This window comes from Ochrobactrum sp. Marseille-Q0166 (genome assembly GCF_014397025.1).
In the GTDB taxonomy this organism is placed as follows: domain Bacteria; phylum Pseudomonadota; class Alphaproteobacteria; order Rhizobiales; family Rhizobiaceae; genus Brucella.
The window spans coordinates 1354088-1367123 of the sequence record NZ_JACJUO010000002.1; the positions used below are offsets into that span (position 1 = coordinate 1354088).

Here is a 13036-nt window from a genome sequence, read left to right on the forward strand (position 1 = left end):
ACCTCTGGCTGTTATTCCAGTGAGAGAAACAGGCCCGCATGAAGGCGGGCGCGTTCGACCAGACTGTCTTCGAAAATATACTCGCCCAGCGTATGCAGACCTTCACCGCGTACGCCAATGGAATCGAGCGTCGGCACGCCGAGAGCTCCGGTAAAATTACCATCCGAGCCGCCGCCCGAACTCTGGACCGACATTGTGAAGCCGATTTCCTTTGCAATATCATTGGCAAAGTTGAAGAGCTTCATATCCTGCGGCTGCCCCGGCTCCCAAACCGGACGCGTAACGCCGCGGGTAACAATCAGCTCAACACCGTCTTTGTCGCCGCCCAATGCCATGATGCGCGCAACGCCGTCTTCCAAATCTTTCTGCGTTTTGGCCATACTGAGAGCTTCTGCATTACAGCTAGAAGAAACACAATTAACCCATTGACCTGCATGAATAACACCTACCGAGAAAGTGCAATCATCTGTCGTCAGTGCCTCAATCTCGATAATTTTTTCGGCCATACGACGGATTGCCGAGCGGCCTTCCTTTAGCAACCAACCGGCATGGCTTGGCTTGCCCACGGTCTCAAGATTGTATCGCGCGATTGCATAACGGCCAACGACCGCGCCACCATCACGCAGTGCAGGTTCCGGCACCAGCACATATTTGTTCTTAAGCGCTTCCTGCTCAATCAGATCGCGGGTCGAAGGTGTGCCAACTTCTTCATCCGGTGTCAGCAGGAACGTAACAGGAAGCTTCGTAGTCAAGCCGCTTCGGGCAATCTCACGCATGGCTTCAAGTGCAACGAAGTTACCGCCCTTCATATCCTGAATGCCGGGGCCGTAAAGTTTACCATCCTCGCGGCGATAGGGATTGATGTTGAGCACACCGAGCGGATGCACCGTATCAAGATGGCCTGAAACCAGAATGCCCGGCTTGCCCTGATCCTTGTGGGGAAAACGGGCACGCAAAGAACCGCCAAAGCCCATGCGACCCGGAATGAATTCAATTGTGGCACCTGCCGCAGCAAAATCATAAGCGGCAACTTCAACCATGCGATTAACAGCGCTTGCATCGAAGGTCGGGCTTTCTGTCTCAATCCAAGGTCGCAGGCGCGCGATCATATCATTAAGATTAAATGGCAATTCATGCATGCTCATGCTGCTAAGTCCTTATTTAAAGGCAGACGGGTTTCAACAATTCGAGCATAGATCGACGCGCCAATAGGCAGCGTTTCCGGTTCAAGCACGAAAGCAGGATTATGCAATGCAGCTTTACCGCCATGCATCACGTTGATGTAAGCGCCCGGTACACGCGCGAGCATATCGGCAAAATCCTCGCTGCCCATGAAGGCTGGGCAATCGTCGCTCACATTGTCTTCACCCAGCACATCGCGGGCTGCCTCCATATAAGCATCGGAGAGTTCATGGTCGTTGCGCAGGACATCAAAGACGTTGCGAAGATCGACATCGACCGTAATGCCGTAACCCGCTGCCACACCTGCACAGATTTCACGGATGCGGCTTTCCGCGAGATCGCAGACACGCTGCTCGAAATAGCGGATGGTGCCGGTAATGGTTGCCACTTCCGGCACGATATTATAGGCACTGCCAGTATGGAACTGCGTGCAGGATACAACGCAGGCATCAGTTGCCGGGATGTTGCGTGACACAATGGTCTGCAACTGTCCGACCAGATCAGCGCCAATCACCAGCACATCTCGGGCATTGTGTGGCTGGGCAGCATGACTTCCCTTGCCGGTCAGTTTGATATCAAAGAAGCTTGCACCGGCCATAGCCGCGCCCTTCCGGATAAAAGCTTTGCCAAGTGTGCCCATGGGCTGATTGTGCATTCCGTAGATTTCATCGCAGGGGAAGCGTTCAAATAGGCCTTCGGCAATCATGCCGCGTGCGCCACCAAGCCCCTCTTCCGCAGGTTGGAAGACAAACACCGCAGTACCTTCGAAATTACGTGTTTCCGCAAGATATTGGGCTGCACCAAGCAGCATGGTCGTGTGCCCGTCATGCCCGCAGGCATGCATCCTGCCGGGGTTTTGCGACGTATAAGAGACGCCCGAAATCTCATCGATCGGCAGCGCATCCATATCTGCGCGCAGGCCCACACGCCGATTACCTGGATTACGGCCTTTCAGAATGCCGACCACGCCGGTTTTGGCGATGCCGGTATGAATCTCGTCAAAGCCCCACTTTTCCAAAAGCCCCGCTACAACGCCGGAAGCGTGCTGTTCCTCAAAACCAATTTCCGGGTGACGATGCAGATCCTCGAAAACCGCGCGCATCTCGCCGGCTTTCTCCTTAATAAACGGTATGACGGGCATAATTTCATTCCTATTTAAAACACTGAAGATAGTCAGGCGGCGGGGCGTCCCGCCGCAAAATCCCAGAAGCGACCGGGAGCCGCTTCAATCAATGAGCGCGTATATTCATGCGATGGATTGCCAAGCACATCGGCTGCATTGCCCTGCTCAACCACCTGACCGCGCTTCATCACCAGCACCTCGTCGCAAATCTGCGCTGCCACACGCAGATCGTGGGTGATGAAAATGATCGCAATGCCGGTATCGCGCTGCAATTCGGCGAGAAGTTCGAGAACCTGCGCCTGTACCGAAACATCAAGCGCTGACACGGCTTCATCTGCCACCAGAATATCCGGACGAAGAGCTACCGCACGCGCAATGGCGATACGCTGCCGCTGACCACCGGAAAACTGATGCGGATAGCGCTTAAGTGAATCCTCTGGCAGCGAAACGATCTTCAGCAGACGCTTTGCTTCAGCGACCGCCTCCTCATAAGGAACGCCGTAATTGACCGGGCCTTCGGTCAGGCTTTGTTCAATCGTCCAGCGTGGGTTCAGCGAGCGGAACGGATCTTGAAATACGACCTGAAGCTTTTTGCGAAACGGCTTCATTTCGCGTTTTCCAAGATGCGCAATATCGCGCCCGTCCACGACGATTTCACCCTCCGTCGGTTCGATCAGACGCATGATCGAGCGTGCGACAGTGGTTTTACCGGAACCCGACTCCCCAACGATGCCGAGTGTTCTTCCGGGTTGAAGCTCGAAATTTACTTCATAGGAAGCCTTAACCCCCGGTTTTGTGCTGAACAATCCGCCAGCTTTATATGTCATGCCAAGGTCGTGAACGCGGATTACCGCGTCCCGTCCTTGTGGTTCACGCGCCAATCGTGGCGTGAGGCTTGGGACAGAGCCAAGCAGGTCTTTGGTATATTGCTGCTGTGGCAATGTCAGAACGTCACGGATGGTTCCCCGCTCCACGATCTCGCCACTGCGCATAACACAGACACGATCAGCAATTTCAGCAACAACCCCCATATCATGGGTGATAAACAGCACAGCCGTCCCGTGTTTTTCCTGCAATTCCGCAATAAGGGAAAGGATTTGTTTTTGCGTGGTGACATCGAGTGCGGTGGTAGGCTCATCGGCAATCAGAACCACGGGCTCCAGAATGAGCGCCATGGCAATCATGATGCGCTGGCGCTGGCCACCTGAAAGTTGGTGCGGGTAGCTCTGATAAATCCGCTCCACATCCGGCAGATGCACCTGCTCCATGATGTTGATGACTTTCGCACGCTTGGCCTCTGACGAAAGACTGGTATGAACGTCCAGAACTTCCGTGATCTGTTCACCCACCCGCATAACAGGATTAAGCGCTGTCATTGGCTCCTGAAAGATCATGGAGATACGTGTTGCACGCATCTTTTTCATGTCCGCAGCTGACAACTTCAGCAAATCGGTGCCGTCGAGCTTGATCGATCCTTGTTTGACCATCAACGCATCTTTCGGCAAGAGTCCCATTGCGGTGAGCGACGTCACCGACTTGCCAGACCCGGATTCGCCTACAAGACAAACGGTCTCGCCCTTGCGAATGTCAAAGCTTACGCCCCGCAGAACTGGTATGCCGCCCGGAAGCGCCACAACAAGATTTTCGACGTCAAGAACGACCGGCTCATTTGTGAAATCACGATTGCGCAGTTCCATATCAGCCCTCCCGCTTTTTCAGTCGTGGGTCGAGTGTATCGCGCGCTGCGTCACCCAATAGATTGATCGACAAAACACAGAGTGTCAGCAACAGACCCGGCCAAAGCACGATCGATGGTTTGATGCGGAAGAACTGACGGCCTTCTGCCATGATGTTGCCCCAGGTCGGAATTTCTGTGCTGATACCGGCACCGAGAAACGACAGGATTGCTTCTGTCAGGATTGCCGACGCAATGATGTAAGTACCCTGCACGATGAGCGGTGCCATCGTATTGGGCAGCAGATGCCGGAACAGAATCTTCGGTGTGCTTGAACCAAGTGCCAGTGCTGCTTCGACATAAGGTTCCTCACGCGCGGTCAGAATGACAGAGCGAACCAGACGCACGACGCGGGGAATTTCCGGAATGGTGATGGCTATGATGACAGAACCAATCGACGGACCGTTGAGAGCCACCAGAGCAATCGCGATCAGGATCGATGGCATCGCCATGAGAGCATCCATCATACGCATGATGATGGCATCCGCAGCACGGAAGAAGCCGGCAATGAGACCGATAATCACACCGACCCCGATGGAAGCTGCGGCTGCCAGCAGACCGATCAGCAGTGAAATTCGCCCGCCGAGGATCATGCGTGAAAAGAGGTCGCGACCATAATTATCGGTGCCAAGCAGATATTCATCCGATGGTGGCTTAAGCCGCATCATCGGGTTCATGGCGAGAGGATCGTGCGGAGCAATCCACGGCGAAATGAGAGTGAGAACTATGATTGCAGTCAGCAATACACCTGCAATCAGCGGCCCGATGCCAACACGCGCAAGGCGTGGCAACGAGAAGTAGCGGAGCATCCACTGCATGCCCGCCGATGTCTGTTCTGGGCGCATCAGTAGCGTATCCTTGGGTCAAACAATGTGTAGGAGAGGTCGATCAGCAGATTGACGAACACATAAAGTGCGCTTGTCAGCAGGATCATCGCCTGAATGACAGGGTAATCACGCGCAAGCACCGCATCGACCGTCAGTCGTCCGATCCCCGGAATATTGAAGATGCTCTCCGTTACCACCACGCCCGAAATCAGCAGTGCAAAGCCGGTGCCAACGATTGTCACGACTGGAACAGCCGCATTTTTCAGCGCATGGACGAAAAGCAGGCGGCGATCACTCACGCCTTTGGCACGTGCGGTGCGAATATAATCTTCACCAAGTACATCAAGCATTGCCGCACGGGTCATGCGGGCAATGAGCGCAATGTAAATTGAAGCCAGTGTCAGCGCTGGCAGAATTGCGCGCTCAAGAAAGCCGCCAAGGCCTGATGAAATCGGCTTGAATCCCTGAACGGGAAGCCACCCAAGATTGACCGAGAAAATCAATAGCAGCACATACCCCACAAGGAAAACGGGAACGGAAAAGCCAAGCACCGAAAAACTCATGACGAGATAATCGGCCCATGAACGATGCTTCCATGCGGCAATCACACCCATCGGTATCGCAACGAGAACGGCGATGATAATCGTCAGAATTGCTATTGAAATGGTTGGTCCGATACGCTGGGAGACCATATCGATAACCGGGACCCCGGATATCAGCGAAACGCCGAAATCACCCTGCAGAATGTTACCCATCCAGGTGAAATACTGCGTGAGGATCGGCTCATTAAGACCCATTGCTTGGCGGATGCGATCAAGCTGTTCCGTGGTGGCAGCATCGCCAGCCAGAATTGCAGCCGGATCACCCGGCGTCAGTCTCAGGAGAAGAAATACAAACACCGACACCAGTAACAATACCGGCACAAGTGCAAAGATACGTTTTACCAGATAGACAGCCATATGCGCGTCCCGCTTGAGCGCATCCCGAAAAGTGTGAAACGGTTTTCGGAACAAGATGCGCGTAAAAACAGATCCTTAGAGCGTTTCTAATGCTCTAAAGCCGGAACCGGCCTAAACCGACTCCGCATTGAACTGGGAGCTATCGCGTGCATCGCGATAGCTGCGGGCGGATTATTCCTCAGTCTTTTTCACATTCCAGAAGACGGGAACGGGCGAGCCAAGCATATCAACGACATTGCTTCTGCGGGCCTGCGGCGGGTTATATTCACCGAGCGGAATGTAGAGAACATTTTCCAGTGTCTGAGCCTGTATTTTCTCAACCGCAGCTTTCTGCTCTTCAGGTGTTTTTGCTGCGATATATTCCTTTTTCAGTGCTTCAATCTTCTCGTCTTCCGGCCAGCCAAACCAGCCCTGCTCACCACGACCGTTCAGCATGACTGAATTCAATGGCGTTGATAGTTCTGGAATCTGCCAGTTGGTGAAGAACATATTCCAGCCTCCCTTGGAGGGCTCATCTTTCGATGCGCGACGGCCTACCAGTGTTTGCCAGTCCATCGGCTGCATATCGACTGTGAAACCAGCCGCACGCAGTTGCTGCGCGGCAACAACTGGCTGTGGCGAAAGGCTGGAAACATCTGTTGGCTGCATCAATACAACCGGCGTTCCGTCATAACCTGCCTTTTTAAGCAACGCCTTTGCTTCTTCGACATCACCCTGTGCAACAATAGTTTCGGAGCCGACATCGGTCGCATTTGGTGTGCCACAGCCAAAAATTGCGCCGCAAACCTTATAGTAGTTCGGATCGGCCATAAGAGCAGCCAGCACCGGTTCCTGCGACATGGCCAGGAAGGCAGCACGGCGAATGTCCGGGTTGTTGAATGGCGGATGTTTAAAGTTAAACCGCCCCATGGTTTGATAGCCGAGCGGATCGCGCTGTTCCAAAACAACCGAATTATCGCCTTCAAACAGCGGCACCAGATCGACTGGAACCTGTTCAATGTAGTCGATTTCTCCGCTTGTCAGCGCATTTGCAGCGGTTTGCGCATCCGTCATAGTGACCCAGCGAACCTTATCGACATTGACGACCTTGCCGCCTGCCATCCAGCTCGCTGGCTCGCTGCGTGGCACGTAGTCTTCGTTCTTTATGTAGGTCACACCCACACCCGGCTGAAATTCAGCAGGTACGAACTTAAACGGACCCGAACCGATATGTTCAGTAATGGCCGTATCGGCAGGCGTCGCAGCAATACGAGCTGGCATAATAAATGGCGGAAGAGCGGATTGTTTGGCTATCGTATCGAGGAAGGGTGCAAATGGTTCCTTGAGCGTCCAGACAATTGTTTTATCGTCGTTCGCTTTCAGCGAATCCGTGATGTCCATGATCAGCTGGCCACCGGTATCGCGCTTGGCCCAACGCTCAAGCGATGCCACAGCATCTGCAGCTGTCACAGGCGCGCCATCATGGAATTTGAGACCATCGCGCAATGTGAACGTATAAGTCTTGCCGTCGTCCGAAACGGTCCACTCTGCCATCTGCGGCTGCGGCTTGAAGTTTTCATCAACTGCAACCAGCACATCATAAATCATGTAGGCATGATCGCGCGTGATATGAGCTGTGGTGATTACCGGATCGAGCATACGTAGATCCGAGTGCATGACAGCAGTCAGTGTGGTTTCTGCTGCGGCATGACCGGCACTCAACGCAATCAGCGAAGCGGCAATGCCATATTTGAGTTTGCGGAGGATAGGCCCAGTGTGTGGTGGTTTAAAAAACGTCATATACTTGGTTCCTCTGAAGGTTGTTATTGTTGTTTTATTTGAATGTGTCTCCCAGCGGCTCAAGCCGGATACCTGAACGCAAATTCTTCCATGATAGTTTTGCGGGGCTGAGAGGCATTGCGCCGGGAGCGGTGCAGACGAGAAGCTTTTCGGCGATGGGTGCGAAGTCTGCGCGAAAATGCACTGAACTCTTATTGACCAGAATAGCTTCCTGTTCCGGCTCAATGCCGACCATGCGATAAAGCGCGCGATCTGCCATCTGTGCCAGATTTGTAGTCACGACGACGCGCGTTCCGCCGAGCCTTAAACAGGCAGATGGCCCCATATCAAGCCAGGTTCCGCCATAATAAGGGCCTGTTGCATGCGCCTTTCCATCGGACAGTTTTTCAACGATAAACTTGCCTCTATAGGGTTCGTCACCTGAAATACCCGATTTGCCGCCGAGCGCGATTTCAACTTCCGCCCCCTCGCCTGCCTGATGCGCGATCCTTGCTGCTTCAGGATCATGAATACAGCCGATAGAAGCGCGTTCTGCACCACCTGAAACCAGTGCGCGCAACATTCCAGTCGTATCCGAACTGCCACCCGCACCAGGATTATCCTGTGTATCAGCAATAATAATCGGACGGCTTGCACCCCGGGAAAGCTCAATGGCTTTCGCAACGCCTTCTTCAGCCTGATAGGCCGTACCTGCAAAGGCAGGCTCTGCCGCAACCAGTGCTGCCAAGATATTGTCAGCGCAAGCCTCGACTGCCTGCCTATCCCAGCCATAAGCAAAAACGGATGGACCGCATTCTGCAAAGTCAGCCGCTGGAAAGCCCATGAACAGCGAAGCCGTCAGCACTTTTTCTGGCAGATCAATTGTCATGCCGTAAAGCCTCTTGGCGGGCTGTTCATCCGTGCATTGCCATGCAATCGGAATGAGATAGTCACCCTGCCGCATTGCCTTATGCCAGCCTTCAGGCTTGTCCATCAGTGCCTGCAGTGCTTCCGCCGCGCGATAACCGGTTTCGGCCATATCGATATGCGGATAGGTGCGGAAACCGACCATGACGTCGGCATGGTCGAACATGCGCTTTGTGATATTACCATGCAGATCGAGTGCTACCGATAACGGCTCATTTGGGCGCACCGCACGCACACGCTCCAGAAGTTCACCTTCCCCATCATCAACGTGCTCAGCAACCATAGCACCATGCAGGTCGATGAAGATACCATCGAGCGGACCGCAATCCTTTAAGCCCTCGACAATCTCGGAGACGATTGTTTCATAAGCATCGTTTGTAACAGGTGCTGAAGGGATAGCGCCGGCCCATAGGATCGGCACAATTTCCCACTCAGCTTCCCGTGCAAATTTCAATGCACCGGCGATACCAAGATTGACGTTCTGCGCATTTTCTAAAATCGCATCACCGCGTGAAAGCGGAATATATCCGCCACCCTGAACGAACGCTGCCAATGTTGCTGGAGTGGCAGCAAAAGTGTTCGTTTCATGCAAAAAGCCAGCCACAGCCACGCGTTTTGACACGAGCGTACTCCCATTTTCCTGTTTGCCCCCTCGGGCTATTACGTGTATCTGTGAGCGATACATCTATATTGATTTTTTATGATAGGGACCAACTTTGACGCTTGTCAATCACTGAATCTGGATTAAAGCTGTTTCTCATGAACACATTTCGGGACTTGCGCGGAATATCTACTTTTGATCCGGAAGAGGCAGAGGCCTTTAACGATGATCCGTTGTTCTTGCGATCGGTCGCGAGGACAGTTGCCGTAATGTCCGCATTCCAAAGCGCTCGACATCCTTTGTCGCTCAGTCAGGTTGCAACTGCTGCGGGCATTGACAGGAGTGCTGCACAGCGCATTGTTCACTCGCTTCTAAAGCTGAATATGCTGGCGCGTGACCCCGAAGACAGGGGCTATCTGCCGGGCTTACGTATACTCGATATGACGCATGATTTATTGCGCCTCAACCCGATGTTGCAGCGTGCAAATCCTGTCATGCTGGAACTCAGGCGGCGTGTTAGTGAGCGCGTTGACCTCTCGCTTTTTGATGATGTGCGCGTGATTTACGCTCTGCGCATGCCTTCAAAACATGAGGTGTTTAGCGCGACAATTGTTGGGAACGCCGTACCGACTTATTGCACTGCGGGCGGGGTAGCCATTCTTTCTCGGCTGCCGGACGAAACAATTGCTGATATCGTCAATCGCTCGGATATGACTCCATTTACGCCGCATACCGTGCGTGATCTGGAGGGGGTCATGGAATATGTGCGTGCTGCGCGTGAACGTGGGCATTCTTTATTATGTAGCCAGCTTCTGAATCATGAGGTGGTGATAGGAGCGCCAATTATGGACTGGCGTGGCAAGCCTGTGGGCGCAATCCACGTCGCTGGCAGCTTGCAAGAATGGACGCCGGAAGGTTTCAGCGACAGTTTTGGGCCACTTATTCAGAACGCAGCCCAAACGATTTCAGAACCCAAAAGAGGTTAACAATTCAAGCGCCTTCACACTGATGGAATAAGAGGGCCAGCTACTGATCGCTTTCCACCACGTTCACCGGCCCTGAAATTTTTAGGGATGAGGAAATTCAGAGAAAACGAAATGGTGGTATTCTAAATAATAATGAAAGGCTCCCAAATTTAAATAAGGGAGCCTTTGTAGCTGTAGTCAGAAACTAGCAGTCAATGATGCATAGAATGTGCGACCTGGTCCCGGCTGTTGAACAAGACTAAGTGGATCGACATAATACCTGTCAGTCAGGTTCTCCACCCGAACAGCAGCAGTATAATTTTCGTTGAGCTTATATTCTGCGAACAAGTCGACAAGTGCGTATGGTTCCCATTCGATCTGTCTAATGAATTGCGACATGCCTTGTGCTGTCGCATCACCGTGGCCGATTGCGCGATTTGAAACATAAGACACGCGACCGCCGACAGTGAGAGCCTCTTCCAGCAGTTTCTGCGACAATGTCAGATCAATTCCATACTTAGGCGGAATAGCATTGGTTGAGTAATCCGCATAAAGCGACTTGTCTTCGCAAGTTTCAGACGTTCGGCAAAACTCCACATTCAAATAATAGTTTGCTGCAAGTTCTGCGCTAAATCCACCAAGGTCATAGCGGGCCGAAAGTTCAAGCCCGGAGAATTTTGCGCGATCAATATTGATTATGCGCATTCCTGGATAAATTTTATTTGGGTCTTTGTACCACTCGCGAGCGATATAATCCTGAACATCCCAATTAAAGTATCCAAACTTCAACATCGCCTGATCTGTATTGGCAATGAGACCGTCTTCAACAAAGTTTACACCAATTTCCCAGTTATTTGAGCGTTCTGCCTTCGTATCGGCATTTACATTCATGCTAAACGCTGTGACGGATTCCATGATACTCGGAGCACGAAGCGTACTGGAGTAGTTTGTATAAAACTGGGTGCCTTTAACGGGCTCAACCGTAACGCCGATTGATGGGCTGAATCCCCCTTCTTTAACGGCTGCCATGGAATAATCCATCTCAGGTAGAATGACGGTCGGATTACTTCTGTCCTTCGACCACATATAGGAATAGCGCAGGCCACCATTCAAAGTGAGCCAATCAACCGGTTTGTATGCTGCCTTAATATAGGTTGCAGCCTCTTCACGTTTTCCGTCACGCAGATCAAGCCACGTATCCCATTTACGCGTGCCTTCAGACGGGGAGGTATCTTCAAGTTTGTAAGATGCGCCATAGGTTAGATCGAGTTCGCCATATCTCGTATTGAGATGAGATTCGTTGCTGACATCCGCTCCCCAAGTCCATAAATCAGGGCCAGACTTGAAGCCTGCCGGTGCACCAACATTGCCACCGTAAGCAGGAGGGCTACGCTGCTCAAGACGCGTTACCCAGATGTTCGATTTGACATTAATCAGATCGTTCTCTTCGGGCTTCCAACGATATTTAAATGTGCCAGTATGAATATCAGCATCTGTTGTTCCACTCTGCTGACGAGCTCTTGCACCAAGCCCATTGAGGTTAGAAGCCATACGATCAGCCGCTATACTCTGGAAGCCCGTATATCCCACTTGAATACTGTGACCGTCACCAAATTTATACTTTCCTTTAACCAACCACGATTTTGTTTCAAGCTGTGTGTTGAGAACTTGTTCACCTGCGCGATAGTTTGTGAGTCCCGTATGCTCCATATATTGCGGATACCACATCCAGTTATAGGGATCGCTTGGATATAACTGACACGACAGCGTGTTGCAGACTGACGACGGACCTCGTTCAATGACCTCGGCCGCGGTTCCATGTTTTCCAGCATAATAATTCCCGCGTTTGCGGTAAGCATAACCGGCGAGAAATTCAAACTGCTCGTCTTTCATTGCAGTTACAATGCTTCCCGACCCATTGGTGGGTTCCAGAAAAGCCGGTCTGTGCATTGTATCTTCGCTGGATGTAACCGAAGGTATGAAAAGGCTATCGTAGTCTGGTAGTTCCGGATCATTAATCTGAGGACCAGCGTAACCTCTATTAATGACCTCATATCCGGCAACGGTATTCTGTACTGGCTTGCTTGAATTGGTCCCAAAACCACCTTTCACACGAATGCCGAAGCGGTTGCCTTCCTTGACAATATCACCCGCTTCAACAGTGCGCATGGCGACCGTACCAGCGATGCCGCTGGACGCTGCGTCCGATCCTTTCTGAATTTCAATGCCTGCCAGCAGATCAGGATCAACAAAGGTCCGGTTTGAAATGCCCTGATACCCCTGGTAAATGTTGATTGCATTTTCCGCACCATCAATCGTCGTTTTAACGCGGCCCATCCCCTGCATGCCGCGAATATTGACATCGATAGAACCTGCGCCATTGCGAGCCTCAGCAGACATGACGCCAGCCGTTCCCCGGAAAATATCCGCTGGGCTGGCGCCTCGGAAGCGCTCAATAGATTGTTCGGAAATGTAGGCCGTTGGTGCCGGCGTATAATAAGGCGCTTCAGCTGCGGCAACGCCATTGCCGCCACTGACTGTTATTGTATCGAGCAGAGTGGTGTTTAACGCGTCCGGCGCAAATTGAAAATCACGTGCGGGATTGGCAACCGTAACCGTTGTGCCATCAATACGATAAGTAAGACCGGAACCGGAAAGAAGCCTTGAAAGTGCTTGTTCGGGTGTAAAGTTACCTCGGACCGACTGGCTTGTTTTTCCCGCAACCAAACTCGATTGCAGCAGCAATTTCAATCCTGCACGGTCCGCAAAGGCGGTGAGTGCACCGCCCATTTTCTGCGAGCGAATGTCAAATGCGATTGTTTGTACTGAGGCCTGCTGAGCATATGCGGCACTGAAATAAGGAACCGGAATTGTGCTGATTATCGCAACGGATGCGAACAGACTGCCTTTAATTGTGCTCCGTGACAGTGACCGCTTATTCTTATTCCTAAATATATTA

Annotated in this window: 9 protein-coding genes; 1 reads left to right on the forward strand and 8 read right to left on the reverse strand. The window is 52.2% G+C overall.

Annotated features, from left to right (window positions below; translation table 11 throughout):
* Positions 1–11: 11 nt before the first annotated feature.
* The 7 genes from H5024_RS17615 to H5024_RS17645 form a co-directional block, all read right to left on the reverse strand.
* On the reverse strand, positions 12–1145 hold the full coding sequence (locus tag H5024_RS17615; protein ID WP_187548393.1) for a M20/M25/M40 family metallo-hydrolase: 1134 nt from the start codon (positions 1143–1145) through the stop codon (positions 12–14).
* Positions 1142–2323 (reverse strand): M20 aminoacylase family protein, encoded by a 1182-nt coding sequence (locus tag H5024_RS17620; protein ID WP_187548395.1) that lies wholly within the window; start codon positions 2321–2323, stop codon positions 1142–1144. Before H5024_RS17620 ends, H5024_RS17615 begins: the two co-directional genes overlap by 4 nt.
* 32 nt (positions 2324–2355) lie before the next feature.
* A complete protein-coding gene (locus H5024_RS17625; RefSeq protein WP_187548397.1) occupies positions 2356–4002 on the reverse strand; it encodes an ABC transporter ATP-binding protein in 1647 nt (548 codons plus the stop codon).
* Position 4003: 1 nt separating this feature from the next.
* A complete protein-coding gene (locus tag H5024_RS17630; RefSeq protein ID WP_247875378.1) occupies positions 4004–4849 on the reverse strand; it encodes an ABC transporter permease in 846 nt (281 codons plus the stop codon).
* 35 nt (positions 4850–4884) lie between these two features.
* Positions 4885–5826 (reverse strand): ABC transporter permease, encoded by a 942-nt coding sequence (locus H5024_RS17635; RefSeq protein ID WP_187548401.1) that lies wholly within the window; start codon positions 5824–5826, stop codon positions 4885–4887.
* 171 nt (positions 5827–5997) lie between these two features.
* Entirely contained in the window at positions 5998–7605 is a 1608-nt protein-coding gene (locus H5024_RS17640) for an ABC transporter substrate-binding protein (protein WP_187548403.1), read from the reverse strand.
* Between the two features lie 34 nt (positions 7606–7639).
* Positions 7640–9133 (reverse strand): M81 family metallopeptidase, encoded by a 1494-nt coding sequence (locus tag H5024_RS17645; protein WP_187548404.1) that lies wholly within the window; start codon positions 9131–9133, stop codon positions 7640–7642.
* A gap of 137 nt (positions 9134–9270) precedes the next feature.
* On the opposite strand from H5024_RS17645, the gene H5024_RS17650 reads away from it, so the two are divergent.
* Positions 9271–10098, forward strand: a complete 828-nt coding sequence (locus H5024_RS17650; protein WP_187548405.1) for an IclR family transcriptional regulator — start codon at positions 9271–9273, stop codon at positions 10096–10098.
* 177 nt (positions 10099–10275) lie between these two features.
* Here the strand turns inward: H5024_RS17650 and H5024_RS17655 are convergent, their stop codons facing one another.
* Positions 10276–12867, reverse strand: a complete 2592-nt coding sequence (locus H5024_RS17655; RefSeq protein WP_247875333.1) for a TonB-dependent receptor — start codon at positions 12865–12867, stop codon at positions 10276–10278.
* Positions 12868–13036: the final 169 nt, after the last annotated feature.

Bases quoted from the DNA above. Each gene is read 5' to 3' on its own strand.
- H5024_RS17620 (WP_187548395.1), bottom strand. From the start codon at position 2,323: ATGCCCGTCATACCGTTTATTAAGGAGAAAGCCGGCGAGATGCGCGCG.
- H5024_RS17625 (WP_187548397.1), bottom strand. From the start codon at position 4,002: ATGGAACTGCGCAATCGTGATTTCACAAATGAGCCGGTCGTTCTTGAC.
- H5024_RS17640 (WP_187548403.1), bottom strand. From the start codon at position 7,605: ATGACGTTTTTTAAACCACCACACACTGGGCCTATCCTCCGCAAACTC.
- H5024_RS17650 (WP_187548405.1), top strand. From the start codon at position 9,271: ATGAACACATTTCGGGACTTGCGCGGAATATCTACTTTTGATCCGGAA.
- H5024_RS17655 (WP_247875333.1), bottom strand. From the start codon at position 12,867: ATGGGCGGTGCACTCACCGCCTTTGCGGACCGTGCAGGATTGAAATTG.
- H5024_RS17635 (WP_187548401.1), bottom strand. From the start codon at position 5,826: ATGGCTGTCTATCTGGTAAAACGTATCTTTGCACTTGTGCCGGTATTG.
- H5024_RS17630 (WP_247875378.1), bottom strand. From the start codon at position 4,849: ATGCTCCGCTACTTCTCGTTGCCACGCCTTGCGCGTGTTGGCATCGGG.
- H5024_RS17615 (WP_187548393.1), bottom strand. From the start codon at position 1,145: ATGAGCATGCATGAATTGCCATTTAATCTTAATGATATGATCGCGCGC.